The organism is Streptomyces mutabilis, assembly GCF_014649815.1.
Lineage (GTDB): Bacteria > Actinomycetota > Actinomycetes > Streptomycetales > Streptomycetaceae > Streptomyces > Streptomyces mutabilis.
Window position 1 is genome coordinate 32,290 of sequence record NZ_BMTT01000013.1, and the last position, 26,284, is coordinate 58,573.

Annotated in this window: 23 protein-coding genes and 1 pseudogene; 14 read left to right on the top strand and 10 right to left on the bottom strand. The window is 71.6% G+C overall.

Annotation, left to right across the window (positions count from 1 at the left end):
• Position 1: 1 nt before the first annotated feature.
• The gene (gene recX, locus IE142_RS24260) at positions 2–784 is read left to right on the top strand and encodes a recombination regulator RecX (RefSeq protein ID WP_191887726.1); all 783 of its coding nucleotides are present in this window, start codon (positions 2–4) and stop codon (positions 782–784) included.
• A 312-nt stretch (positions 785–1,096) separates the two neighbouring features.
• Here the strand turns inward: recX and IE142_RS24265 are convergent, their stop codons facing one another.
• The 5 genes from IE142_RS24265 to IE142_RS24285 form a co-directional block, all read right to left on the bottom strand.
• Positions 1,097–2,722 carry an FAD-dependent monooxygenase gene (locus IE142_RS24265; protein WP_191887727.1) on the bottom strand — a complete coding sequence of 542 codons (1,626 nt, stop codon included), beginning with the start codon at positions 2,720–2,722 and terminating at the stop codon, positions 1,097–1,099.
• 175 nt (positions 2,723–2,897) lie between these two features.
• Positions 2,898–3,791, bottom strand: a complete 894-nt coding sequence (locus IE142_RS24270; RefSeq protein WP_191887728.1) for an amino acid ABC transporter permease — start codon at positions 3,789–3,791, stop codon at positions 2,898–2,900.
• On the bottom strand, positions 3,788–4,453 hold the full coding sequence (locus IE142_RS24275) for an amino acid ABC transporter permease (RefSeq protein ID WP_043379147.1): 666 nt from the start codon (positions 4,451–4,453) through the stop codon (positions 3,788–3,790). Before IE142_RS24275 ends, IE142_RS24270 begins: the two co-directional genes overlap by 4 nt.
• An 84-nt stretch (positions 4,454–4,537) precedes the next feature.
• Entirely contained in the window at positions 4,538–5,371 is an 834-nt protein-coding gene (locus IE142_RS24280; RefSeq protein WP_191887729.1) for a glutamate ABC transporter substrate-binding protein, read from the bottom strand.
• Positions 5,372–5,493: 122 nt separating this feature from the next.
• A complete protein-coding gene (locus IE142_RS24285; protein WP_191887730.1) occupies positions 5,494–6,270 on the bottom strand; it encodes an amino acid ABC transporter ATP-binding protein in 777 nt (258 codons plus the stop codon).
• Between the two features lie 303 nt (positions 6,271–6,573).
• On the opposite strand from IE142_RS24285, the gene IE142_RS24290 reads away from it, so the two are divergent.
• Together IE142_RS24290 and IE142_RS24295 are read left to right on the top strand one after the other, a co-directional pair.
• Positions 6,574–7,260: a response regulator transcription factor gene (locus tag IE142_RS24290; protein ID WP_191887731.1), complete on the top strand. Its 687-nt coding sequence runs from the start codon at positions 6,574–6,576 to the stop codon at positions 7,258–7,260.
• A 9-nt stretch (positions 7,261–7,269) separates the two neighbouring features.
• Positions 7,270–8,712 carry a sensor histidine kinase gene (locus IE142_RS24295; protein WP_191887732.1) on the top strand — a complete coding sequence of 481 codons (1,443 nt, stop codon included), beginning with the start codon at positions 7,270–7,272 and terminating at the stop codon, positions 8,710–8,712.
• Here IE142_RS24295 and IE142_RS24300 read toward each other — a convergent pair.
• Positions 8,691–9,686 carry a TAXI family TRAP transporter solute-binding subunit gene (locus IE142_RS24300; RefSeq protein ID WP_191887733.1) on the bottom strand — a complete coding sequence of 332 codons (996 nt, stop codon included), beginning with the start codon at positions 9,684–9,686 and terminating at the stop codon, positions 8,691–8,693. The two genes, IE142_RS24295 and IE142_RS24300, sit on opposite strands and share 22 nt — an antisense overlap.
• 109 nt (positions 9,687–9,795) lie before the next feature.
• Here IE142_RS24300 and IE142_RS24305 point away from each other — a divergent pair, with 109 nt between their 5' ends.
• Complete coding sequence (locus IE142_RS24305) at positions 9,796–10,224, top strand: pyrophosphohydrolase domain-containing protein (protein ID WP_191887734.1); 429 nt, start codon at positions 9,796–9,798, stop codon at positions 10,222–10,224.
• Positions 10,225–10,366: 142 nt separating this feature from the next.
• Here the strand turns inward: IE142_RS24305 and IE142_RS24310 are convergent, their stop codons facing one another.
• Complete coding sequence (locus tag IE142_RS24310) at positions 10,367–11,614, bottom strand: cation:proton antiporter (protein ID WP_191887735.1); 1,248 nt, start codon at positions 11,612–11,614, stop codon at positions 10,367–10,369.
• A 4-nt stretch (positions 11,615–11,618) separates the two neighbouring features.
• Positions 11,619–12,104 carry a cation:proton antiporter regulatory subunit gene (locus tag IE142_RS24315; protein ID WP_043383118.1) on the bottom strand — a complete coding sequence of 162 codons (486 nt, stop codon included), beginning with the start codon at positions 12,102–12,104 and terminating at the stop codon, positions 11,619–11,621.
• Positions 12,105–12,206: 102 nt separating this feature from the next.
• On the opposite strand from IE142_RS24315, the pseudogene IE142_RS24320 reads away from it, so the two are divergent.
• From IE142_RS24320 to IE142_RS24335, 4 genes and pseudogenes are all read left to right on the top strand, one after another.
• Positions 12,207–13,244: pseudogene (locus IE142_RS24320) on the top strand (HAMP domain-containing sensor histidine kinase); the annotation flags it as partial.
• Positions 13,245–13,489: 245 nt separating this feature from the next.
• Positions 13,490–14,152 carry a response regulator gene (locus IE142_RS24325; protein ID WP_191887737.1) on the top strand — a complete coding sequence of 221 codons (663 nt, stop codon included), beginning with the start codon at positions 13,490–13,492 and terminating at the stop codon, positions 14,150–14,152.
• A gap of 116 nt (positions 14,153–14,268) precedes the next feature.
• Positions 14,269–15,786 (top strand): tRNA (N6-isopentenyl adenosine(37)-C2)-methylthiotransferase MiaB, encoded by a 1,518-nt coding sequence (gene miaB, locus IE142_RS24330; protein WP_043379126.1) that lies wholly within the window; start codon positions 14,269–14,271, stop codon positions 15,784–15,786.
• Between the two features lie 178 nt (positions 15,787–15,964).
• Positions 15,965–16,687: a class III extradiol dioxygenase subunit B-like domain-containing protein gene (locus IE142_RS24335; RefSeq protein ID WP_191887738.1), complete on the top strand. Its 723-nt coding sequence runs from the start codon at positions 15,965–15,967 to the stop codon at positions 16,685–16,687.
• 247 nt (positions 16,688–16,934) lie between these two features.
• Here the strand turns inward: IE142_RS24335 and IE142_RS24340 are convergent, their stop codons facing one another.
• A complete protein-coding gene (locus tag IE142_RS24340) occupies positions 16,935–17,225 on the bottom strand; it encodes an antitoxin (protein ID WP_191887739.1) in 291 nt (96 codons plus the stop codon).
• 24 nt (positions 17,226–17,249) lie between these two features.
• Positions 17,250–17,525 (bottom strand): hypothetical protein, encoded by a 276-nt coding sequence (locus tag IE142_RS24345; RefSeq protein ID WP_191887740.1) that lies wholly within the window; start codon positions 17,523–17,525, stop codon positions 17,250–17,252.
• Positions 17,526–17,708: 183 nt separating this feature from the next.
• On the opposite strand from IE142_RS24345, the gene miaA reads away from it, so the two are divergent.
• From miaA to hflX, 6 genes are all read left to right on the top strand, one after another.
• Positions 17,709–18,647, top strand: a complete 939-nt coding sequence (gene miaA, locus IE142_RS24350; protein WP_191887741.1) for a tRNA (adenosine(37)-N6)-dimethylallyltransferase MiaA — start codon at positions 17,709–17,711, stop codon at positions 18,645–18,647.
• Positions 18,648–18,754: 107 nt separating this feature from the next.
• Positions 18,755–19,255: a hypothetical protein gene (locus IE142_RS24355; protein ID WP_191887862.1), complete on the top strand. Its 501-nt coding sequence runs from the start codon at positions 18,755–18,757 to the stop codon at positions 19,253–19,255.
• A gap of 357 nt (positions 19,256–19,612) precedes the next feature.
• The gene (gene dapF / locus IE142_RS24360; RefSeq protein WP_191887742.1) at positions 19,613–20,482 is read left to right on the top strand and encodes a diaminopimelate epimerase; all 870 of its coding nucleotides are present in this window, start codon (positions 19,613–19,615) and stop codon (positions 20,480–20,482) included.
• Positions 20,483–20,696: 214 nt separating this feature from the next.
• Entirely contained in the window at positions 20,697–22,865 is a 2,169-nt protein-coding gene (locus tag IE142_RS24365) for a RelA/SpoT family protein (RefSeq protein ID WP_191887743.1), read from the top strand.
• 142 nt (positions 22,866–23,007) lie between these two features.
• Positions 23,008–24,528, top strand: coding sequence for a M1 family metallopeptidase (locus tag IE142_RS24370; RefSeq protein WP_191887744.1), 1,521 nt, complete (start codon positions 23,008–23,010; stop codon positions 24,526–24,528).
• A 216-nt stretch (positions 24,529–24,744) separates the two neighbouring features.
• Positions 24,745–26,238 (top strand): GTPase HflX, encoded by a 1,494-nt coding sequence (gene hflX, locus IE142_RS24375; RefSeq protein ID WP_191887745.1) that lies wholly within the window; start codon positions 24,745–24,747, stop codon positions 26,236–26,238.
• Positions 26,239–26,284: the final 46 nt, after the last annotated feature.

Below are 26,284 nucleotides of genomic sequence, written 5' to 3' on the forward strand. Positions count from 1 at the left end.
CGTGACACGACGAACCGACTGGGCCGAGTACGAGGACGGCTCCGCCGGGACGAGCGACGGCGCGTACGGGGCGGCCGCGGCCCCGTACGAGACGGCTCCGTCCGCCGGCGCTGCCCGTGACGAAGGTGAGGCGTGCCACGGTGACGGCGGTGCGCGCCGCACAGGTGGACGGGGCCGCGGAACGAGTGGTGGCGGACGCGGACGGCGGCGCGGGCGCGCGGAGCCGTCCGTCGAGGACGGAGGTACCACTTCCTCGTCGAGGGCCGAGAAGGGGGAGCCTCCGCGGGACCCGGTCGAGCAGGCACGGGCGGTCTGCCTGCGCCTGCTCACCGGGACCCCGCGCACCCGAGCGCAACTCGCCGACGCGCTGCGCAAACGCGAGATTCCCGACGAGGCCGCCGAGGAGGTGCTGTCCAGGTTCGAGGAGGTCGGACTGATCAACGACAGCGCGTTCGCAGACGCCTGGGTGGAGTCCCGGCACCACGGCCGCGGTCTGGCCCGGCGCGCCCTCGCCAGAGAGCTGAGGACCAAGGGCGTCGACGCCACGCTCATCGACGCGGCGGTCTCCCGGCTGGACTCCGAGCAGGAGGAGGAGACCGCGCGCGAGCTGGTCGCCCGCAAGCTGCGCGCCACCCGGGGCCTCGACCGCGACAAGAGACTGCGCCGCCTCGCGGGCATGCTGGCCCGCAAGGGCTATCCCGAGGGCATGGCCCTGCGGGTGGTCCGCCAGGCGCTGGAGGAGGAGGGCGAGGACACGGACTTCCTCGGTGACGAGGGGCCCTGACCGGGCATGCGGGGCCCTGACCCGGCATCACGTCGGCTGGGTCGCGGCGCCGGGAAGGCCGGGACCGCCTGGACCACGCCCCGGGTCCTCGCCGCCCTGGACACGCCGTCGTGCCGACGAGCAGTCGGCCCGTGCGGCCCGCGAGATCTTCGACGAGGCGGCCTCGTCACCGGGGCCGACGCAAACACCCCACCGCTGTACTGTCCCGCCACTGACGCCGGAACCCCACAGCCCCACCTCCGGTGCGTCCGGCCGGAGACGCCACGGACCGGCCACACGCTCCACCGCCACGCGCTGCCGCCCCACGGCCGGTCAGCGAGAGCCGGCCGCCGCTCCCGCCTCCGCGTCTTCCTCCGTGGCGGTCGCCGCGGCCGTCGCCCCGCCCAGCGCCGCCTCCGCCGCCGCGTACAGGTCGGCCGGACGCACGCCGCTCAGCGCTGTGACCAGGCGGCCGTCGGGCCGCACCAGCAGCACGGTATGGGCGGCGGCACCCGGGTAGGCCTCGGCGACCAGCAGCTCGGCGTGGTGGGGAAGCGCCGTAACCGCGGCCGCCAGCCGGGGCATGATCCCGGCGGTCACCCAGTGCTTCCGTTCCCACACCCCGGTACCCGGCGCGATGAGCACCACCAGCAGTGCCCCACGCCCCAGCCGGTCACGCAGCCGTACGAAGGTGCCGTCCTCGGCCGTGACCCGTACGTCGGTGACGGGCGCCCCCGGGGGCGTGCCGACGGTCGCCTCCCCGGCGAGGGGCCCGGGCGTGAGCGGCGAACCGGCGTACGCTCCCGGCGTGCCCAGAGCTCCGCGCCCCAGGTGGCCGTCGGCGAGCAGCGTGTCGTTGCCGCGGGAAGAGCCGGGTACGTAGGAACGCAGTCCTCCGCCGCCGCGCAGCAGCGGAAGTACCTGGTCGGCGGCGCGCAGCCGTGCGACGATCGCCGATCGCCGCTCGCCCTGGTAACTGTCGAGCAGCGAGTCGCGCGGTCCGTGGTGCCAGGCCAGGGCCAGCTTCCAGGCGAGGTTGTCGGCGTCCCGCAGCCCCTCCTCCAGGCCCTGGGTGCCGAGCGCGCCCAGGAGATGCGCCGCGTCTCCCGCGAGGAACACACGGCCCACCCGCCAACGGCGGGCCAGCCGGTGGTGGACGGTGTGAACCCCGGTGTCGAGAAGTTCGTACGCGGGAGTCACCCCCTCGGCCCAGCCGGTGAGCGTCTCACGGACGCGGTTCACCAGCAGCTCCGGTGTGACCAGATCCTTCCCGGGCGGCAGCAGCCAGTCCAGGCGCCACACGCCGTCCGGCAGGGGGCGGCCGACGATCTCGCCCGCCGACGGGCCGGACGTCCGCCATGGCGGCGTCCGGTGGAGCAGCGCCTCGTCGGCCCACGGGAGTTCCGTGCGCAGGGTGGCGACGGCGTATCGTTCCACCGCCGTACGGCCGGGGAAGCGGATGTCCTGGAGCTTGCGGACGGTCGAACGGGGGCCGTCGCAGCCGACCAGGTAACTGCCGCGCCACCAGGTGCCGCTGGGCCCGCGGGTGTGGGCGGCGACGCCCGAGCTCTCCTGCTCGATGCCGTCCAGACGACTGTCCACCGCGACCTTCACGAGCGATTCGCGGGTCAGTGCCGTGCGCAGCGCGCCGGTCAGTTCGTGCTGGGCGATGTGCAGGGGCGCCGGGTCGGTGTCGCCGAACTCGACCTCGCGAATCACCTGCTTGCGCCGCATCGACCGCCATCCGGCCCAACGGGAGCCAAGGCCGGTCAGCGGTGCGCCGGTCAGCCGTTCCAGGAGGGCGACGGTGTCCTCGCGCAGGACCACGGTGCGGGCGGGTCGGGCTTCGTCCTTGCCCGGCCCTTCGTCGAGGACGACACAGGGCACCTCCTGCCGCGCCAGCGCCAGGGCGAGCGTGAGCCCGACGGGCCCCGCTCCGGTGATGATCACCGGGTCCACGGCGCGGCGCCCCCTGCCCGTGACGGTGTCCCGGGGGACGCAGGTGAACAGGACGTTGGAGCAGGGTGCACGGTCACAGAACGTATGCAACCCACTGGCGCTGCTTGCGTCAAGCGACGGAGGCAGTGGCGATCACGCCACTGCCTCCGTCGGTGTTGTGCGAGGTGACCGAGTGTCAGGGGCCACCGGTGCCGGTCGCGTTCGAGCCGGCGACACCGGCGTCGTCGGCCTTCAGTACCGCGCCGGTCGACTTCTTGGCCCGCCGCAGCCTTCGCTCCAGCCAGCTCGCGAAGCTGGTGAGGATGAAGTTGAGCGCGATGTAGATCACGGCGACCACGGTGAAGCTGGCGATGACGTTGGCGCCGTAGTAGCCGCTCATCGTGTTGGCCGATGCGAGGAGCTCGGGGAAGGTGAGGACGGCACCGCCGAGCGCGGTGTCCTTGAGGATGACGACGAGCTGGCTGACGATGGCCGGCAGCATCGTCGTGACCGCCTGCGGAAGCAGGATGCTCCGCATCACCTGGCCCTTGCGCAGGCCGATTGCCATGGCGGCCTCGGACTGGCCCTTGGGCAGGGCGAGGATGCCCGCACGGACGATCTCCGCGAGGACGGAGGCGTTGTAGAGAACCAGGCCCGTGACGACCGCGTACAACGGACGGTCGTCCGAGCTGACGTTGGTGTACTCGGCGAAGAGCGCGAGGCCGAAGATCATCAGGACCAGCACGGGGATGGACCGGAAGAACTCGACGACGATCGCGGCCGGTACCCGTACCCACACGTGGTCCGACAGCCGTGCGATGCCGAGGACCGCGCCGAGGGGCAGCGCGATGACCATCGCGAGGGCGGCCGCCTTCAGGGTGTTCTCCAGCCCCGGCCAGATGTAGGTGGACCACGCCTCGGAGCCGGAGAAGAACGGCTTCCACAGGGCCCACTCCAGCTGGCCCTTGTCCTTGAGAGTGCCGAACACCCACCACAGCAGGGCCGCGAGGGCCACCAGGAAGACGACCGTGAGGAGGACGTTGCGCCGCTTGGCGCGGGGGCCCGGGGCGTCGTAGAGAACGGAGCTCATCGCTTCACCGCCACCTTCTTGCCCACCCAGCCGAGAATCAGGCCGGTCGGCAGCGTCAGAACCACGAAACCGAAGGCGATGACCGCGGAGATCAGCAGCAACTGTGCCTCGTTCTCGATCATCTCCTTCATCAGGAGCGCCGCCTCGGCGACACCGATGGCCGCGGCCACCGTCGTGTTCTTGATGAGCGCGATCAGTACGTTCGCCAGGGGAACGACGGAGGAGCGGAAAGCCTGGGGCAGGACGACGTTCCCCAGCACCTGACCGAAGCTGAGTCCGATCGCCCGGGCCGCCTCCGCCTGACCGACCGGCACCGTGTTGATGCCGGAGCGCAGCGCCTCGCACACGAAGGACGAGGTGTAGAGGATCAGGCCGAGGACTGCGAGGCGGAAGTTGATCGTCTCGACGTCGTTCGCGCCGAGGGACACTCCCAGCGTCTGGTTCAGGCCCAACGACGTGAACAGGATGATCACGGTCAGCGGGATGTTCCGCACGATGTTCACGTACGCGGTCCCGAAGCCGCGCATCAACGGCACCGGTCCGACCCGCATGGCGGCCAGTACGGTGCCCCAGATCAGGGAGCCGACGGCCGACAGCACAGCGAGCTGCACTGTCGTCCAGAAGGCTCCCAGCAGGTCGTAATCCTGAAGAAAGTCGAACACGATCTCCCGCGCTTCCGCGTGTAGGGATGCCCGCCCCGGTGCGCCGCCCCTTCCGGAGGGCGGCGCACCCTGTCAGGCCCGGCCTCAGCTCTTGATGTCGCCGATCTTCGGCGCCGGCTCGTTCTTGTAGTTGGCCGGGCCGAAGTTGTCCTTGACGGCCTTGTCCCAGGACTTGTCGGCGACCATCTCCTCGAGGGCCTTGTTGATCTTGTCCTTGAGGTCGCTGCCCTTCTTGACGCCGATGCCGTAATTCTCGTTCGTCAGCTTGAAGCCGCCGAGCTTGAACTTGCCCTTGAACTGGTCCTGGGCGGCGTAACCGGCGAGGATCGAGTCGTCGGTGGTGAGCGCGTCGATGGCACCGTTCTGCAGGCCGGGCAGACAGGCCGAGTACGTCGGGTACGGCTGCAGCTGCGCCTTCGGCGCCAGCTTCTCCTTGACGTTCTGCGCCGAGGTCGAGCCGGTGACCGAGCAGAGCTTCGCGTCGTTCAGGTCCTCCGGCGACTTGATCTTGTCGTCGTCGGCACGGATCAGCACGTCCTGGTGGGCCAGCAGGTACGGGCCGGCGAAGTCGACCTTCTCCTGGCGCTGCGGAGTGATCGAGTAGGTCGCGGCGATGAAGTCGACGTCCCCGCGCTGCAACATGGTCTCGCGGTCGGCGCTCTTCGACTCCTTCCACTCGATCTGGTCCTCCGAGTAGCCGAGCTTCTTGGCGACGTACGTGGCGACGTCCACGTCGAAGCCCTCGTAGCCGCCCGGGGTCTTCTGGCCGAGGCCCGGCTGGTCGAACTTGATGCCGATGGTGATCTTCTTGCCGCCGGAGGAGCCGCTGTCGTCCCCGTCGTCGGAGCCGCACGCGGTGGCGGTCAGGGCGAGGGCGAGCACGGCGGCCGAGGCGGCGGAGACCTTGCGGAGCTTCATGGTGAACATCCTTTGGCTGTGATCGAACGGTGATCGGACGATCAGAGGATCAGGCGATCGGATGCGGCCGACGGGAGTGGGCCGCCAGGGCGGGCGACGCGGGGCGTCGGAGCCGCACCGGGTCAGTGATGCAGGATCTTCGACAGGAAGTCCTTGGCACGGTCACTGCGCGGGTTGCTGAAGAACTGGTCCGGCGTGGCCTCTTCGACGATGCGGCCGTCCGCCATGAACACCACGCGGTTGGCCGCCGACCGGGCGAAGCCCATCTCGTGCGTGACCACGATCATGGTCATGCCGTCCTGGGCGAGCTGCTTCATGACCTCCAGGACCTCGTTGATCATCTCTGGGTCGAGAGCCGACGTCGGCTCGTCGAAGAGCATGACCTTCGGGTCCATGGCCAGCGCCCGCGCGATGGCGACACGCTGCTGCTGGCCACCGGAGAGCTGCGCGGGGTACTTGTCCGCCTGGGCGCCCACGCCGACCCGGTCGAGCAGGGCGCGCGCCTTCTCCTCGGCCTTCTTGGCGTCGACCTTGCGGACCTTGACCTGGCCCAGGGTGACGTTCTCGAGCACGGTCTTGTGCGCGAAGAGGTTGAAGGACTGGAAGACCATGCCGACGTCGGCTCGCAGCCTGGCTAGTTCCTTGCCCTCGGCGGGCAGCGGCTTGCCGTCGATCGCGATCGATCCGGAGTCGATGGTCTCCAGGCGGTTGATGGTGCGGCACAGGGTGGACTTGCCGGACCCGGAGGGCCCGATGACCACGACGACCTCGCCGCGGGTGATCGTCAGGTCGATGTCCTGGAGCACGTGCAACGCGCCGAAGTGCTTGTTGACACTCTTCAGGACGACCAGTTCGCCGGTCGAGGCCTTGTCTTCCTTGGCCACCGATACTTCGGTCATCGCTCTCGGGCTCCGTCCTCCTCGGTTTCGGAGGACAGTAGTAACGCCTGGCGACCTGCGTCTCTACATCTGAGGGGAATCTGAGCATCACGATCCGATAGCAATCGGACACGAGTCGTAGCACTTGTGAGCAGGGCGCATATCGGCCGGATAACTTCGAGCGGCCGCAACCGGAACCCTCTTGACGCCGTCCCCTTCCATCGGCGTCACTGCACAAGGCGCACGCGCGCGTGCGCGCCGTTTTCCACCCGTCCTGTTCCTACCCGTCCCGAGCGTACGGCCGATGAACCGAAGGGAGCCCGGATGAGACTGCTGCTCGTCGAGGACGACAACCACGTGGCCGCCGCCCTGTCCGCGATCCTGGCACGGCACGGCTTCGACGTCACCCACGCGCGCAGCGGTGAGGAGGCACTCCAGGCGCTCGTCCCCGACGGCGACTGCTTCGGCGTCGTCCTGCTCGACCTCGGCCTGCCCGACCAGGACGGCTACGAGGTCTGCGGCAAGATCCGCAAGCTCACCGGCACCCCGGTCATCATGGTCACCGCCCGCTCCGACGTCCGCTCCCGCATCCACGGCCTCAACCTCGGCGCCGACGACTACGTGGTCAAGCCGTACGACACCGGAGAGCTGCTCGCCCGCATCCACGCCGTCAGCCGGCGCACCGCCCACGAGGACGCCACGGGGAGCACCGAGACGGTGGTGCGCCTGGGAGCGGTGCGCATCGACCTGCCGACACGACAGGTCAGCGTGGACGGTGCGGCCGTCCAGCTCACCCGCAAGGAGTTCGACCTGCTCGCCCTGCTCGCGCAGCGCCCCGGGGTGGTCTTCCGCCGGGAGCAGATCATCAGTGAGGTGTGGCGCACCAGCTGGGAGGGCACCGGGCGGACCCTGGAGGTGCACGTCGCCTCGCTGCGCGCCAAGCTGCGCATGCCGGCGCTCATCGAGACCGTCCGCGGCGTCGGCTACCGCCTCGTCGCGCCCGGCACGTAGCGGGGTCGGGTGAGCACACGCCTGCTCCCGCTGCTCATCGTCCTGATGGCGGCCGTACTGCTCGCGCTCGGCGTGCCCCTGGGCGTGAGCGTCGCCCGCGCGGAGCAGCAGAAGGTCGTCATCGACCGCATGGACGACACGGCACGCTTCGCCGCGCTCGCCCAGTTCGTCACCGAGGAGGTGCCGAGCGGATCCCGCCGCACCAGCACGGACGAGCGCCTGGAGACCCTGCAGACCGAGCTCACCAGCTACTACGAGGTCTACGGCATCAAGGCGGGCGTCTTCTACCGGACCCACATCCCGATGGCCAACGCTCCGACGACCTGGTTCCTGCCGCAGGGCGGAGAGGTGCGCGACGCCTTCGACGAGGCGCTGCTCAGCCGCCGCAGTCATGATCCCGAGCAGGTGTGGCCGTGGGAGGACGGCACGCTGGTCGTCGCCTCGCCCGTCATCAGGGACGGGGACGTCGTCGCGGTGGTGGTCACCGAGTCGCCCACCGACTCGATGGCGGCGCGCGTCCTGCGCGGCTGGCTGATCATCGGTGCCGGGGAGACCGCCGCCATGCTGCTCGCGGTCGGAGCCGCGCTCCGGCTGACCGGCTGGGTGCTCAAACCGGTGCGCGTGCTGGACGCCACCACGCACGACATCGCCACGGGACGGCTCAAGTCCCGGGTCGCGCCGGCCGGGGGGCCGCCGGAGCTCAGACGTCTCGCCCGGTCGTTCAACGAGATGGCGGACCACGTGGAGGACGTGCTGGAGCAGCAGCGCGCCTTCGTGGCCGACGCCTCGCACCAGCTGCGCAATCCCCTTGCGGCACTGCTGCTGCGGATCGAACTGCTCGCCCTGGAGCTGCCCGAGGACAACGAGGAGATCGCCTCGGTCCAGACGGAGGGGAAGCGCCTGGCCCACGTTCTGGACGACCTGCTCGACCTGGCGCTGGCCGAGCACACCCAGGCCGACCTCGAGGTCACCGACATCGGCGCGCTGGCCGCCGAGCGGGTGGCGGCCTGGGCGGCGGCGGCCGACGCCAAGGGCGTACGGCTGGTGGGGGACTGTCCGCCGACCACGGGATGGGCCGACGCGGTGGCGCTCTCCAGCGCCCTGGACGCGGTCATCGACAACGCGGTGAAGTTCACGCCGGCCGACGGGACCGTACGGGTCACGGTCGCCTCCACCGGGGACACGGCCACCGTCGTCGTCGCCGACAACGGCCCCGGGCTGACCGACGAGGAACTCGCCCGCGTGGGCGACCGTTTCTGGCGCAGCGGCCGGCACCAGAACATCAGCGGCTCAGGTCTCGGCCTGTCCATCTGCCGGGCGTTGCTCGCGGCGGGCGACGGCTCGATCACCTTCGCGCACCACGAACCGCACGGCCTGGAGGTGACGGTCACGGTGCCGCGATCGGGCACGCGCGGGGAACCGGATGCGCCCTACGGCTTGACCGACCGGTAGTAGCGCCTGGCCCCCTCGTGCAGCTCCAGCGGGTCGGTGTAGATCGCCGTACGAAGGTCCACGAGCTGCGCGGAGTGGACGTGTGCCCCGATGCCGTCACGGCTGTCGAGGACCGTCCTGGTCAGCCACTCGGTGAGCCGCGGGTCCAGGTCCGCGCGGGTCACCAGCAGGTTGGACACCGCCATGGTCGGCACCACGGCACCGTTCTGCACGGTCGGGTAGGCCGACTCCGGCATGTTGGTGGTGCGGTAGTAGCGGGTCGCGCCGCCGGACTCGTGGAGCTCGGTGACGAGGTCCTCGTCGATCGGCACGAACCGGAAGGCCGTGGTCTCCGCGATCTCCCTGAGCCCGTCCGTCGGCACGCCACCCGACCAGAAGAACGCGTCCAGTTCCTCGCCGAGCCGGTCGGGGCCGGTGTCGATGCCGTCCGCGCGAGGCGTGATGTCCTCCTCCGGATCGATTCCCACGGCCTTCAGCAGCCGGGTCGCGATGAGCCGCACGCCCGAGTTCGGCAGCCCTATGGCGACGCGCTTGCCGCGCAGGTCGGCGACGGAGTGGATGTCCGAGGCGCTCGGCACCACGAGCTGCACGTAGTCGTCGTAGAGGCGGGTGACCCCGCGCAGTGCCTCGGCTCCGGGCCGGCCGGCGAGCTTGTACGTCTCCACCGCGTCGGCCGCGGCGATCGTGAAGTCGGCTTCCCCGGACGCCACCCGCTCGACGTTCTCCTGGGACCCCGCGCTGGTCATCAGCCGCACGTCCAGGTCCGGCATGTCCTTGCGCAGCTCGGTCCGCAGCAGTTCACCGTACTTCTGGTAGACACCCGCGCGGGTACCCGTGCTGAACGTGATCGTCCCGCCCGGTGGCTCCTCGCTCAGCGGCAGCAGCCACCACAGCAGCAGCCCGAGGGCGACGGCACCGGCGACCGCCCCCTGGACGGCCCGGCGCCCGCCGATGCGGGAGAGCAGCGAGGACATGTGCGCGATCCTGCCAGCCCGCGCACCGGCTGACCAGGGCCGAGCTCACACGGCGGTGGTGCCGAGCCGCCCGGGGCGAGTGTCGGTGGTGATCGTTACAGTCGGTGGCATGAGCTCTTCGCCCGCCGATCTGGTCCGCACCTTCCACCTCGCTTCCGGGCTGGACGCCCGCAGCGTCCCGACCGAGGTCTCGCCCGAGCTGGCCGCGCACAGAGGCGAGCTGCTCGCCGAGGAGGCCGCCGAGGTCGCCGAGGTGTCGGTGACGGGCCCGCTGGACCACCTCGCGCACGAACTGGCCGACGTGGTCTACGTGGCCTACGGCACGGCCCTCGTCCACGGTATCGACCTGGACGCGGTGATCGCCGAGATCCACCGTTCCAACATGACCAAGGTGGGCCCCGACGGCCACATCAGCCGCAGAGCCGACGGCAAGGTGCTCAAGGGCGACCACTACGTGGCACCCGACGTGTCGGGCGTCCTGCGCAGGCAGGGATGGGCGCCACGGACGCCGGGGGCCGGGGAGACGCCGGGGGGCTGAAGCGGCCGTCGTACACGGCGCGTCCCCGGCGCCTTCGAACCGAGGTCGGGCCGTCGTACACCGCGCGACCCCGGCACCTTCGTACCGGGGTCGCGCCGAGTCGGGTCCGGCCGCGGCGGGCACCGATGGGTCTGCCCGTGCGTCAGTCGCCCACCGACGCCTCCGCCTCCTTCGCGCTCGCGCGCGGCGTCCCGCCGGGCAGGCCGCCGGGATCACCGGGACGGTCGGGGTTGTCGCGTCGGCGGAACAGGCGCATCGCCAGCGGTTCGGTGAAGCGGGCGGTGAGCGGGCCGAGGACGACCAGGATGAGCACGTACGCAGTGGCCAGCGGTCCCAGGGAGGGTTCGATGCCGGCCGAGACCGCGAGCCCCGCGATGACGATCGAGAACTCGCCGCGCGCCACCAGCGCCCCGCCCGTACGCCAGCGACCCCTCACGGAGATTCCCGCGCGCCGTGCCGCCCAGTAGCCGGTGGCGATCTTGGTCACCGCGGTGAGCAGTGCCAGCGCCAGGGCGGGCAGCAGAACCGGCGGGATGCTCGCCGGGTCGGTGTGCAGCCCGAAGAAGACGAAGAAGACCGCGGCGAACAGGTCCCGCAGCGGGCTCAGCAGCGTGTGCGCCCCCTCCGCCACCTCCCCGGACAGCGCGATGCCCACCAGGAACGCGCCCACCGCGGCCGACACCTGGAGCTGCTGGGCGACGCCCGCGACCAGGATCGTCAGGCCCAGCACCACGAGGAGCAGCTTCTCCGGGTCGTCGCTCGAGACGAACCGCGAGATCAGACGGCCGTACCGCACCGCCACGAACAGCACCAGACCGGCCGCGGCCAGCGCGACCGCCAGGGTGATGCTCCCGGTCATCAGACCGGCACCGGCCACCAGAGCCGTGACGATCGGCAGGTACACCGCCATCGCCAGGTCCTCCAGGACCAGCACGCTCAGGATCACCGGCGTCTCACGGTTGCCGACCCGGCCCAGATCACCGAGCACCTTGGCGATGACACCGGACGACGAGATCCAGGTGACGCCGGCCAGGACGACGGCGGCCACCGGGCCCCAGCCCAGCAGCAGTGCGGCCACCGCACCCGGCACCGCGTTGAAGGCGCAGTCCACGAGACCGGCCGGATAGTGGGACTTGAGGTTGGTGACCAGGTCGCCGGCCGTGTACTCGAGTCCGAGCATCAGCAGCAGCAGGATGACGCCGATCTCGGCGCCGATGGCCACGAACTCCTCGCTCGCACCCAGCGGCAGCAGTCCGCCCTCGCCGAACGCCAGGCCGGCCAGCAGGTACAGCGGGATGGGGGAGAGACGGTACCGGCCGGCGAACCGGCCCAGCAGCCCGAGCCCCAGAATGATGGAACCGAACTCGATCAGCAGAACCGCGGAGTGCACCGGCTCACTCCCGCCCGAGTATCGCCGCGGCGGCGTCGACGCCCTCGCGGGTGCCGATGACGATCAATGTGTCACCACCCACCAGCCGGAAGTCCGGCGCCGGCGACGGAATCGCTTCGGCCCGGCGCAGCACGGCGACGATGGAGGCACCGGTTTCGGTGCGCATGCAGGTCTCGCCCAGCAGCCGGCCGTTCCAGCGGGATGTCGCGGTCACCTCGATCCGCTCGGCGACCAGCCCGAGGTCCGTGGTGTAGAGCAGGTTCGCGCTGTGGTGGGAGGGCTTGAGCGCGTCGATCAGCGCGCCCGCCTCCGCGGCGGCCAGCCGCAGCGAGTGGGCGCAGGAATCGGGGTCGTCGGCCCGGTACACGTTCACCGTGCGGGCACCGTCGCGGTGTGCCACCACCGACAGGTGGCGGTGTTCGCGGGTCACCAAGTCGTACTGGACCCCGATACCCGGCAGCGGCGTCGCCCTCAGGCGTGGAGCTGACACGAGCTTTCCCCTCATTCGCTTGCTTTTCCTTGCCGCACTTCACGCACGTGGGTGACGTGCTCACGGCTCCGCCATGCTGTCATCCGCACGTACGGTGACGATATGGGTGTCGTGACGGATATACGCAGCCGCACACGGTCGGAGAGGCTGGCGGAGGCGGTGGCGTGCGCGAAGGCCGGGAGGAGCGGGAAGAGAACCGTGTCGCTTTTCTGGCGGATCTTTTCGCTCAACGCCGCCGGTCTGGTCGTCGCCACCGCACTGCTGCTCGGCCCGGTCACCGTCTCGACCCCCGTCCTGCGGCACGAGGCTTCGATCCTGCTCGCCGGCCTCGTGGCGCTGCTGGCAGGGAACGCGGTCGTCCTGCGAATAGGACTCACCCCGCTGCGACGGCTGGGCCGCGCGATGACCACCGCCGACCTGCTGGTACCCGGCGCCCGTCCGACCGTCGCCGGACCGGCCGAGGCGGCGGAGCTGATCGCGACGTACAACACGATGCTCGACCGGCTCCAGGCCGAACGGGCCGCGGGCGCCGGCCGAGCACTGCACGCCCAGGAACGCGAACGCCACCGCATCGCCCGCGAGCTCCACGACGAGGTCGGCCAGACCCTCACCGCCGTACTCCTCCAGCTGAAACGCGTCGCCGACCGGGTGCCCGGAGAGCTGCGCGAAGAGGTGTCCCTGGCGCAGGAGGCGACCCGGTCCGGCCTGGACGAGATCCGCCGCATCGCCCGCCGCCTGCGCCCCGGTGTCCTGGAGGAACTGGGTCTCGCCAGCGCCCTGCGTTCGCTCGCCGCCGAGTTCACGCACCACGGGCTGACCGTCCACCACCACGTCCCCGGTGAGCTTCCTCCGCTCGCCCCGGAGGCGGAACTCGTGATCTACCGGGTCGCCCAGGAGAGCCTGACCAACACCGCCCGTCACGCCGCCGCCGATTGTGCGGAACTCCGCCTCCGCCCGTTTCCCGGCGGTGTCGAACTGCTCGTCCGCGACAACGGCGCCGGTCTCGGGGCGGCACCCGAGGGGGCGGGGATCCGGGGGATGCGTGAGCGGGCCCTGTTGATCGGAGCAGGGATCCACCTGGAACCCGCCCCCGGAGGGGGCACCGACGTCCGCCTGCGCGTCCCGGCCCCGCGCGGTGGGGGGACCGGAGACCGGCCTGGAAACAGCCTCGAAGACCGGTCCGGTGACCCGGCCCAGGACACGGTCGGGAGCGACCCCGCTGACCAGCAGACGGATCCCCGACCGGCCCGACCGGCAGCCCGGCAGACGAGCCGGTCGGCGAACCAGCGGACGAGCCCGTCGACGAACCGGCGCACGGACCGGTCGGCAGGCCCGCGAACGGACCGACCAGCAGCCCGACATACAGACCGCCCCGGAGACCGCCCTTGACGTACGCACGGCCCCCGATCCGCGTCCTGCTCGCCGACGACCACACGCTCGTACGCCGGGGAGTCCGGCTCATCCTGGACAGCGAACCGGACCTGACGGTCGTCGCCGAGGCCGGGGACGGGGCGGAGGCGGTCGCGGCCGCGCGCACCACCGACGTCGACCTCGCCGTCCTGGACGTCGCCATGCCCCGCATGACCGGCCTGCAGGCGGCGCGCGAGCTCTCCCGCCGCCTGCCGGAGCTGCGCATCCTCATCCTGACCATGTACGACAACGAGCAGTACTTCTTCGAGGCGCTCAAGGCCGGCGCCTGCGGTTACGTGCTCAAGTCCGTCGCCGACCGCGACCTGGTGGAAGCCTGCCGGGCGGCCGTACGCGACGAGCCGTTCATCTACCCGGGCGCCGAGAGGGCCCTGGTCCGCTCCTACCTGGACCGCCTGCACGGCGGTGGCGGCCTGCCCGACCGGCCCATCACCGAGCGCGAGGAGGAGATCCTCAAGCTGGTCGCCGAGGGCCACACCTCCAAGGAGATCGGCGAGCTGCTGTTCATCAGCGCCAAGACCGTGGAGCGCCACCGCGCGAACCTCCTCCAGAAGCTGGGCGTGCGCGATCGCCTGGAGCTCACCCGGTACGCGATCCGGGCCGGCCTCATCGAGCCCTGACGGCCCCGGCCGGTCTCAGCCGGCGCCGACCGGCTCGGGCAGCCTGCGACCGGCCCCGCTCCGGGTTGTCCACAGGCGGCCCGGGACATCACCGCGGACCGCCTACCCTTATTGCCATGAGCAGCATCGACCGGAGCCAGTCAGTGGGCGGCACGCGCACCTATGAAGTACGCACCTACGGGTGCCAGATGAACGTCCACGACTCCGAGCGATTGTCCGGTCTGCTGGAAGACGCGGGCTACGTCCGCGCTCCCGAGGGCGCCGACGGCGACGCGGACGTCGTGGTCTTCAACACCTGCGCCGTACGGGAGAACGCCGACAACAAGCTGTACGGCAACCTCGGCCACCTCGCCCCGAAGAAGGCGAGCCGGCCCGGGATGCAGATCGCGGTCGGCGGCTGCCTGGCGCAGAAGGACCGGGACACCATCGTGAAGCGGGCGCCCTGGGTGGACGTCGTCTTCGGCACGCACAACATCGGCAAGCTGCCGGTGCTGCTGGAACGCGCCCGTGTCCAGGAGGAGGCACAGGTCGAGATCGCCGAGTCCCTGGAGGCGTTCCCGTCCACGCTGCCCACCCGGCGCGAGAGCGCCTACGCGGCCTGGGTCTCCATCTCCGTCGGCTGCAACAACACGTGCACCTTCTGCATCGTCCCGGCACTGCGCGGCAAGGAGAAGGACCGCCGCCCCGGCGACATCCTCGCTGAGGTCGAGGCCCTGGTCGCGGAGGGCGTCTCCGAGATCACCCTGCTCGGGCAGAACGTCAACGCCTACGGTTCCGACATCGGCGACCGCGAGGCGTTCAGCAAGCTGCTGCGGGCCTGCGGGAAGATCGACGGCCTGGAGCGCGTGCGTTTCACCTCCCCTCACCCGCGCGACTTCACCGACGACGTCATCGCGGCCATGGCCGAGACGCCGAACGCCATGCCGCAGCTCCACATGCCGCTCCAGTCCGGCTCGGACCAGGTGCTGAAGGCGATGCGCCGCTCCTACCGGCAGGAGCGTTACCTGGGCATCATCGAGAAGGTGCGGGCGGCCATCCCGCACGCGGCGATCACCACCGACATCATCGTGGGCTTCCCGGGCGAGACCGAGGAGGACTTCGAGCAGACCCTCCACGTGGTGCGCGAGGCCCGGTTCGCCCAGGCCTTCACCTTCCAGTACTCCAAGCGTCCCGGCACCCCCGCCGCCGAGATGGACGACCAGATCCCGAAGGCGGTCGTCCAGGAGCGGTACGAGCGGCTCGTCGCCCTCCAGGAGGAGATCTCCTGGGAGGAGAACAAGAAGCAGGTCGGCCGTACCCTGGAGCTGATGGTCGCCGAGGGCGAGGGCCGCAAGGACGGCACCACCCACCGCCTCTCCGGCCGCGCCCCCGACAACCGCCTGGTGCACTTCACCAAGCCCGACCAGGAGGTCCGCCCCGGCGACGTGGTGACCGTCGAGGTCACCTACGCCGCCCCGCACCACCTCCTCGCCGAGGGCGCGGTGCTCGACGTGCGCCGCACCCGCGCGGGTGACGCCTGGGAGAAGCGCAACGCGGCCGAGCAGGCCAAGCCCGCGGGCGTGATGCTGGGTCTGCCGAAGATCGGCGTCCCCGAACCCCAGCCGGCCGTGGCGAGCGGTTGCGGCTGTGACTGACGGCGGTCGGGCGGCCGAGCCCGACCGCGGAACGGAGTGTGGCGGCTTACGGCGGTCGGGTGGCCGCGTTCGACCGTGAGGCGGCGTGCGGCTGGGGCTGACGGCAAGGCGGCGTGCGGTTGCGCTCGACCGCAGGGCGTGCGGCCGGGGGCGACGGTCCGGGGATACGCTGCCGATCATGCTTGTCGCAGCCGCCGTCTGTCCCTGCCCGCCGCTCCTTGTGCCGGAGGTCGCCGCGGGTGCCGCACCCGAACTGGATGCCGCGCGTGCCGCGTGCACGGACGCCCTGGGCGTGCTCGCCGCCGCACGGCCCGACCGGCTGGTGGTCGTCGGGCCCGCCGACACCACCGGGCCGGACATCTACCCCCAGGGCACCCCGGGCACCTTCCGGGGCTTCGGGGTGGATCTGGACGTTCGCCTGGGCACCAGCCGCGGCCTCGAGACGGAGGGAACCGGACGCGAGCTGCCGTACGGGCTCGCCGTGGGGGCCTGGCTGCTCGGGCGCACCGGATGGGCCGACACCCCCGTCGAGGGCATCGGCGTGGGGGAGGCACTACCCGCCGAGCGCTGCGCCGCCGTCGGAGGGGACGTCGCCGCCCGGCCCGGGCGGATCGCGCTGCTGGTGCTGGGCGACGCCAGCGCCTGCCGCACGCTCAAGGCCCCCGGATACCTCGACGAGCGGGCGGCGCCCTTCGACGCGGAGGTCGCGCGGGCGCTGGGAGCGGCGGACCCGGCCGCCCTGGCGGCCCTGGACGTCACGCTCGCGCGCGAGCTGAAGGCATCCGGCCGGGCACCCTGGCAGGTCCTCGCGGGCGCGGCAGCGGACGTGGCACTCGCCGGAGCACTGCTGTACGAGGACGCACCGTACGGGGTGGGATACGTCGCGGCCACCTGGTCGTAGGGGCCGCCGCCCCGGTCGTACCGCCGCCGGCCGGTCGTGCGGGCGAACCGGTTTCGTACGTGCCGCCGTCCGGTCGCACAAGCCGTACGGCCGCCCGCCCGGTCGTACCGAGCGGCACACGGACGCGGCCCATGCCGGCGGGTGCGGTCGTACGCGCGCGCGTCGGCGGACGGTCCCGAGCCGAGCGGCTTGCCGTGACCGTCCGCCGATGTGCCGGTGACCCGTCCGCGCCGAGGACGGGCGCGGATCAGGAAGCCGGCGGCGGCCCGGCGGGCGGGGGACCGCCCGGTGCCGTGCCCGGCGTGCCCTCTCCGGGCGTGCCGTCGTCGTCCTTGTGGGCGAGGCGGTCCATGGCACCCTTGGCCTTGCCGGTGCCCGTCTGGATCCGGTCGCTGTACTTGCCCTTGGTCCTCTCGTCGACGGTCCTCGCCACCTTGTCGAGACTGCGATCGATCTTGTCCCCGTGCTGCTGCGCGAGGTCGGAGACCTTGCCCTTCGCCGGTCCCAGTTTGGCCTTCAAGTTGTCCAGCAGACCCATGGTTCCTCTTCCCTCACGGGGCGGTCAGGTGCGGGCGCCCTTGTCGGCCTCGTTGTCGACGGCCTCCCCGGCGGACTGCTGCTTGGGGATACCGACGCCCTCCGCATCGGCGGCCTCGGTGGACTCGTCGGCCTCCGCGGACCCGGATGTGTCCCGGGGGCCGGAATCGGCCGTTTCCACGGCCTCCGCCGTCTTCTCCTCCACCGCACGCCCGGTGTCCGGGGTGTCGGTCCGTGTCCCTTCGACCGACGCCTCCTCGGTGGTCTTCGACCTCCGAAGAAGTCGCGCAAAAACGCCCATATCAACTCCATACGTTACTCGTGCGGGCGAAATCCCGCGGCATCCGGTGCGTCCGTCTGCGCTACCGGGGCCCTGGCCCCGGTGGTCCGGGGAGCGGGAACTACGCAACGGGCAACGACCCCGGGTCCCCGCCGTCACGTAACTCGTTCGAGGGCGGGCTGAGAGGTTTGGGAGACTGGTGCGGTGAGCAGCGCACCCCCCGCCCCCCGCGTCATCGCCGTAGTCGGACCCACCGCGGCCGGAAAGTCCGATCTGGGCGTATTCCTGGCCCAGCGGCTCGGCGGTGAGGTCGTCAACGCCGACTCCATGCAGCTCTACCGAGGGATGGATATCGGCACCGCCAAGCTGACGCCCGAGGAACGCGGCGGGATCCCGCATCACCTGCTCGACATCTGGGACGTGACGGTCACGGCGTCCGTCGCCGAGTACCAGCGGCTGGCCCGGGAGCGGATCGACGCGCTGCTCGCCGAGGGGCGCTGGCCGATCCTCGTCGGCGGCTCCGGCCTCTACGTCCGCGGGGCCGTCGACAACCTGGAGTTCCCCGGCACTGACCCCGACGTCAGGGCCCGGCTGGAGGAGGAACTCGAGCTGCACGGTTCCGGGGTGCTGCACGCCCGGCTGACCGCCGCCGACCCCGAGGCGGGCCGGGCCATCCTGTCCAGCAACGGGCGCCGCATCGTGCGCGCCCTCGAGGTGATCGAGATCACCGGCAGGCCCTTCACCGCCAACCTCCCCGGCCACGACTCCGTCTACGACACGGTGCAGATCGGCGTGGACGTGGCGCGTCCCGAGCTGGACGAGCGCATCGCCCGCCGCGTCGACCGGATGTGGGAGGACGGTCTGGTGGACGAGGTGCGCTCCCTGGAGGCGCAGGGGCTGCGCGAGGGGCGTACGGCGTCGCGCGCCCTCGGCTACCAGCAGGTGCTCGCGGCGCTCGCCGGCGAGTGCACGATGGACGAGGCGCGGACGGGGACCGTCCGTGCCACCAAACGCTTCGCGCGCCGTCAGGATTCATGGTTCAGGCGCGATCCGCGGGTGCACTGGTTGAGTGGGGCTGTGGCGGATCGCACGGAACTTCCGCGGCTCGCGCTGTCGTTGGTCGAACGACCGGTTACAGCCTGATCACGTGATGGCATCGGGACGCCCCGGCCGTCATCGGGGCCTTCGACGGCGTGCCATCATCGAGCTTCGATCGACCGAGTGAGTCCTAGTTGGGAGGGCGCGTGGCGATGGAGGCCGGCCCTCGTGACACCGCACCGAGCACCGAGCACGATGCTGCCGACCACGGCGGCCCGGAGCCGGACGGAGCCGCCCTGAGCCCCGACGGCCCCGACGAGACGCCGGAGGGCGTGGCGACCGACGGTCCCGAGCCCGACGAGATGTACGGCGACGAGGTCGAGGTCGAACTGCGCCCGCAGCGGCGGCTGCGCATCTGGCAGCTCGCCCCCATCGTGGGCCTGGGCGCGGTCGGCTCCCTGATGTTCGCCTTCCCGCTCGCCTTCGACTTCGGCGACAGTGGCGCCGTGATCGCGATGCTGGGGCTGCTGATCTGCTCCTGCGCGGCCGGCTGGGGCATGATGGCCGCCCGTCGGGTCGGCTACACCCTGCCGGGTCTGCCGCAGTCCGGCTCGGGACGTCGGGCCGACTGGCGGATGATCCTCGTGTACGCCGTGGCGGTCGTCGCCGTCGTCGTCCTGGCGGTGTGGCGGGTGGCCCGTCTGCGCGGCTGACACGGGCCTCGGCGGACTGGTCCGGGGCCCGTCGGCGCCCACGGACGCCTAAAGGCACCGCCCACCTACGCCTCCGGGTGCCGACCCACCGCCGCCCCGGACACAGCGTCCACCGGAGTCACCGCGTGCAGGCCCGCTGACCCGCCGGGTACGGGTTCACGGCGAGAATCGACGCGGGCCCACGGTACGAGCACGAGCCACCCGTACCCGCACGAGCCACCGGCACCAGCACGAATCCCGGTACGACCCGGCACGCGTCCACAGACGCCGCTCACCGATGCCCGTCAGCCCGCGCCGGCCAGCTCGCCCGCGCCCGCCCCACGACGTTCCGGCGTACGAACCCCGTACGATCGAGAGATGAGCACGCGGATCGCCTTCCTCAAGGGTCACGGCACCGAGAACGACTTCGTGATCGTCCCGGACCCGGAGAACGCCATCGACCTGCCCCCCGCTGCCGCCGCCGCCCTGTGCGACCGCCGCGCGGGCATCGGCGGTGACGGACTGCTGCACGTCGTGCGGTCCGCGGCACATCCCGAGGCCAAGGAGATGGCGGCCGAGGCGGAGTGGTTCATGGACTACCGCAACGGCGACGGCTCGGTCGCCGAGATGTGCGGCAACGGCGTGCGCGTCTTCGCCCGCTACCTCCAGCGCGCCGGGTACGCCACCGAGGGCGACCTCGCCGTCGCCACGCGCGGTGGCGTGAAGACCGTGCACCTCGCCAAGAACGGGGACGTCACCGTCGGCATGGGCCGCGCGCTGCTCCCCGAGGGCGACGTCGAGGTGAGCGTCGGCGAGCGCAGCTGGCCCGCGCGCAACGTGAACATGGGCAACCCGCACGCAGTGGCCTTCGTCGCCGACCTCGACCACGCGGGCGACCTGTACTCACCGCCGCCGTTCCGGCCGGCCACCGCCTACCCGGACGGGGTGAACGTCGAGTTCGTCGTCGACCGCGGCCCGCGCCACGTCGCGATGCGCGTGCACGAGCGCGGCTCCGGGGAGACCCGGTCCTGCGGCACCGGTGCCTGCGCCGTGGCCGTAGCCACCGCCCGCCGGGACGGCGCCGACCCGGCCGTCACGGGCACCCCGGTGACGTACACCGTCGACGTGCCCGGCGGCACTCTGGTGATCACCGAGCACCCCGACGGTGAGATCGAGATGACCGGACCCGCGGTGATCGTCGCCGAGGGCGAGTTCGACACGGAATGGCTCGGGGGGGTGCTCGTCTGAACCACAGCCCGGTCCATGACTCAGTGCGAAAACGTAAACCCTCGGTCCATCGCTCGAATGGGTGATCCGTTTCACGCTCCGCGAGAGGCGGTCGGCCGCACATGATGGGCTCGATAGCATCAAGCACCGGCCCGGACGGGGGAACGACACCATCCCTTGAGCCGTGTCCGCCCCGGGATGCCCCGTCCACCGGTCCACGCAGCCGGAGGTGCCCATGAACGCGGAGGCCGTGAATCCAGCGAGCCCAGGCCCGGTGCCACCCGCGACCACCGGCGCCGTCGCGCCGTCCGCGCCCCGCAGGAAGGCCCGCCCCCGGATCGACCTGCGCCGCCTGGGCCGCGCCGCACTGCTCGGCTCCGCCGCCCGCGGCCGGCTGCCCGACGCCATCGGCCACGTCGTCGAGGCCCACCGCGCCCACCACCCCGACGCCAACCTCGACCCGCTGCGCCGCGCCTACGTCCTGGCCGAGTCCTCGCACCGCGGCCAGATGCGCAAGAGCGGCGAGCCGTACATCACCCACCCCCTCGCCGTCACCCTGATCCTCGCCGAACTCGGTGCGGAGACCACCACGTTGACCGCGTCCCTCCTGCACGACACCGTCGAGGACACGGACGTCACCCTGGACCAGGTCGGCGAGCAGTTCGGCGCCGAGGTCCGCTACCTCGTCGACGGCGTCACCAAGCTGGAGAAGGTCGACTACGGCGCCGCCGCCGAGCCCGAGACCTTCCGCAAGATGCTCCTCGCCACCGGCAACGACGTCCGGGTGATGTCGATCAAACTCGCCGACCGGCTGCACAACATGCGCACCCTCGGCGTCATGCGCCGGGAGAAGCAGGAGCGCATCGCGAAGGTGACCCGGGACGTCCTCATCCCGCTCGCCGAACGGCTCGGCGTCCAGGCGCTCAAGTCCGAGTTGGAGGACCTTGTCTTCGCGGTACTGCACCCTGAGGAGTACGCGCACACCCAGGAGCTGGTCGCCGAGAACGCCGCCCGCGCGGACGACCCCCTGGCCGAGGTCGCCCAGGACGTGCGCAAGGTGCTGCGCGAGGCCGACATCACCGCCGAAGTCCTCATCCGGCCACGCCACTTCGTCTCCCTGCACCGCGTCTCCCGCAAACGCGACCCGCTGCGCGGTGCCGACTTCGGCCGCCTCCTGGTGCTCGTGCAGGAGGACGCCGACTGCTACGCCGTCCTCGGCGAACTGCACACCTGTATGACGCCGGTCGTCTCGGAGTTCAAGGATTTCATCGCCGTACCGAAGTTCAACCTGTACCAGTCGCTGCACACCGCGGTCGCCCGCCCGCAGGACGGCCAGGTCGTCGAGGTCCTCGTCCGCACCCACCAGATGCACAAGGTCGCCGAGGCCGGAGTCGTCGCCCTCGGCAATCCCTACGCACAGCCGTCGGAGGACCAGGGCGTGGGCGACGGTGAGCGCGTCGACCCGACCCGACCCGGCTGGCTGTCCCGGCTGCTCGACTGGCAGCGCGGCGCCCCCGACCCGGACACCTTCTGGTCCACCCTCCGCGAAGACCTCGCCCAGGACCGTGAGATCACCGTCTTCCGCCCCGACGGCGGCACCCTCGGCCTGCCCGAGGGAGCGACCTGCGTGGACGCCGCCTACGCCCAGTACGGCGAGGACGCGCACGCGACCATGGGCGCGCGGGTCAACGGCCGCCTGGCGACCATGAGCACGGTGCTGCGGGACGGTGACACCGTGCAGCTCCTCATGGGGCAGGACCCCGCCTCCGAGCCCTCCAGGGAGTGGTTGGAGCACGCCCGCACGCCGGCCGCGCGGATCGCCATCCAGCGCAGGCTCGCGGCCCGACCGGCGCAGGCGCCCGCCGAGCCGGAGGACGCGCCTCGTGGCTCCGTGACCGGTGACGCACCCGCCGCCCGCCCGGCGTCCGACGGACCGGCCCCCCGCCCCGCCTCCGCCGACGTCCTCGCCGACCGGCCGGGGGCGTCCGTACGGCTGGCCGGTTGCTGCACCCCCGTACCGCCTGACGAGATCACCGGTTTCGCCGTGCGCGGGGGAGTGGTGACCGTGCACCGCGCGGAGTGCGCCGTGGTGGACCGCATGAGGGGCGCGGGGCGCGCGGAGGTCGGCGTGCGCTGGGGGGAGAGCACCCAGTGCCGGGTCACCCTGCTCGCCGAATCGTTCGGCCGGCCGCACCTGCTGGCCGACCTCACCGAGGCCATGGCCGTCGAAGGCGCCGAGATCGTCTCCGCGACCGTCGAACCGCCCGACCGGCAACGGGTCCGCCACACCTACACCGTCCTGCTGAACGACGCGGCACGGCTGCCCGGTCTCATGCGCGCGATGCGCGAGGTGCCCGGGGTGTACGACGTGAGCCGGGCGCAGCCCCATACCACGGGCGTCTGAGCCGCACCGGACGAGTCGTCGGCGAGCCAAGGCGTCTGCCCCGGCCGCCGGCCCCCGGACCGCTCGCCGGGACGGCACCCGTTCGGGTGTCCCGGGCGCGCGTCGGCGCCGCGGCGTACGTGCGCGCTGATAGCCGTGGGGCATGCCGCACACCCCTCACCCCCCGGCTTCCCGCCCCCGAGTGCGAGCCCGCCGCCGGCTCAGGGCCGCCGCGCTGCTCGCCTCGGCAGTCTCCGTATGCCTGGTCGCCGCGAGCGCCCCGCCGACCCCCCTGGGCGTGGGCGACCGCCTTTTCCCACACCTGGGCAACCCCGGGTACGACGTGGCGGCGTACGACCTCTCCTTCACGTACTCGGGCAGCAACAGCGAGCCGCTGCGGGCCGTCACCACCATCGACGCCCGGACGACGGCCGACCTGGAACGGATCAACCTCGACTTCGCCCACGGGAAGGTCGACTCCGTGGAGGTCGACGGTGAGCCCGCGGGCTTCGCCGCCGCCGACGAGGACCTCGTCGTCACCCCCGGCAGCCCGCTCGGCGAGGGCGAGTGGACGCGGATCACGGTCCGGCACACCAGCGACCCGGTGTCCTCCAATGGCCGCGAGGGCGGCTGGGTGCGCACCGCCGACGGTCTGGCCATGGCCAACCAGGCCGACGTCGCCCACTTGGTGTTCCCCTGCAACGACCACCCCTCCGACAAGGCGAGCTTCACCTTTCGGGTCACCGCACCGGAGGGGCTCACCGCCGTCGCGAACGGACTGCCGACGGGCGTGGACCGGACCGGCGGCTCGACCACCTGGACGTACCGGACCGCACACCCCATGGCCACCGAGCTGGCGCAGGTGTCCATCGGCCGCTCAACGGTGCTGCACCGCACCGGCCCGCACGGGCTGCCGGTTCGGGACGTCGTGCCGACCGAGCACCGCGCGGCGCTCGAACCGTGGCTGGCGAAGACGCCCGGTCAGATCGCCTGGATGGAGGAGAAGGTCGGGCGCTACCCCTTCGACACGTACGGCCTGCTCATGGCCGACGCCACCACCGGCTTCCAGCTGGAGACGCAGACGCTCTCCCTGTTCGAACGGGAGCTGTTCACCGACCACGTCTACCCGAAGTGGTACGTCGAGTCGATCATGGTGCACGAGCTGGCCCACCAGTGGTTCGGGAACAGCGTCGGCCCGGCCACCTGGTCCGACCTGTGGCTCAACGAGGGGCACGCCACCTGGTACGAGGCGCTGTACGCGGAGGAGACCGCGGACGAGCCCGTGGAAGCGCGGATGAAGGCCGCCTACGGCGCCTCCGACGGCTGGCGCGCGAAGGGCGGACCGCCGGCCGCCCCGAAGCCGCCCACCTCCGGCAGCAAGACCGGCATCTTCCGCGAGAACGTCTACGACGGCGCGGCCCTCGTCCTGTACGCCCTGCGCCAGGAGATCGGCCGTCCCGCCTTCGAGCGCCTCGAACGCACCTGGGTCGCCCGCCACCGGGACGGCACGGCGACGACCGCCGACTTCGTCCGCCTCGCCTCCGAGACCGCCGGCCGCGACCTGGGCGACTTCCTCCACGGCTGGCTGTACGGCGAGGAGACCCCGCCGATGCCCGGACACCCGGACTGGAAGCCGATCACGGCCGAGCGGGCACCGAAGGCGGCCGCCGGGAAGCCGCAATGAGCCCGGTAGCGGCAGGGGAACCAGCCGGGAAGGGCCGGAGGGACGAGCGGGGAACCGGCACGGGAAATAAGCCGGTGACGAGACGGCCCGTGCCGTGCGACCATCTTCGGGACGGCGCGGTACGGGCCGCGGGAATCTCCCCGGCGGTCGGTGCGTTGTGAAGAGTGTCGCAGCAGTATTGCCGCGCGATTCGTTTCCCAGCTACGTAAGGATCCAATGACCTCCTCTTCTTCCCCTTCCCAGGACACCAAGCGTCTCGCGCAGACCTACCCCGAGGGTTTTCGGGCCGATGCCCTGATGGAAGAGGACGTCGCCTGGAGCCACGAGATCGACTCGGAATGGGACGGCGAGCAGTTCGACCGCTCCGACCGCGCGGCTCTGCGCCGGGTGGCGGGCCTCTCCACCGAACTCGAGGACGTCACCGAGGTCGAGTACCGCCAGCTCCGCCTGGAGCGGGTCGTCCTCGTCGGCGTATGGACCTCGGGCACCGCGCAGGACGCGGAGAACTCGCTGGCCGAGCTTGCAGCCCTCGCGGAGACCGCGGGCGCGCTCGTGCTCGACGGCGTCGTCCAGCGCCGCGACAAGCCCGACGCCGCCACCTACATCGGCTCCGGCAAGGCCGAGGAGCTTCGGGACGTCGTCCTCGAGACGGGCGCGGACACCGTCATCTGCGACGGTGAGCTCAGCCCGGGCCAGCTGATCCACCTCGAGGACGTCGTCAAGGTCAAGGTCATCGACCGCACGGCCTTGATCCTGGACATCTTCGCCCAGCACGCCAAGTCCCGAGAGGGCAAGGCGCAGGTCGCGCTCGCGCAGATGCAGTACATGCTGCCGAGGCTCCGCGGCTGGGGTCAGTCGCTGTCCCGGCAGATGGGTGGCGGCAAGGGCGGCGGCCTCGCCACCCGTGGTCCCGGTGAGACCAAGATCGAGACCGACCGGCGCCGGATCCGCGAGAAGATGGCGAAGATGCGCCGGGAGATCGCGGAGATGAAGACCGGCCGTGAGATCAAGCGCCAGGAGCGCCGGCGTCACAAGGTGCCGTCCGTGGCCATCGCGGGCTACACCAACGCGGGCAAGTCCTCGCTGCTCAACCGCCTCACCGGCGCGGGCGTGCTGGTGGAGAACGCGCTGTTCGCCACCCTCGACCCGACCGTGCGCCGAGCCGAGACCCCGAGCGGCCGCCTGTACACACTGGCGGACACCGTCGGTTTTGTCCGGCACCTGCCCCACCACCTGGTCGAGGCGTTCCGCTCCACGATGGAGGAGGTCGGCGACTCCGACCTGATCCTGCACGTGGTGGACGGCTCGCACCCGGCCCCGGAGGAGCAGCTGGCCGCCGTGCGCGAGGTGATCAGGGACGTCGGCGCGACCGACGTGCCGGAGATCGTCGTGGTCAACAAGGCCGACATGGCCGACCCGCTGGTGCTCCAGCGGCTGCTGCGGGTCGAGAAGCGGTCCATCGCCGTCTCGGCACGCACCGGCCAGGGCATCGACGAGCTGCTCGCCCTGATCGACAACGATCTGCCGCGCCCGGCGGTCGAGATCGAGGCGCTCGTGCCGTACACCCACGGCAAGCTGGTCGCCCACGCCCATGACGAGGGTGAGGTGATCTCCGAGGAGCACACCCCGGAGGGCACCCTCATCAAGGTGCGGGTGCACGAGGAACTGGCGGCGGAACTCGCGGCGTACGTTCCGGCGCCGCTCGCCTGAGGTACGCGGCGTACGACGACCGAGGGCCCGCTCCCTGCCCGGCAGG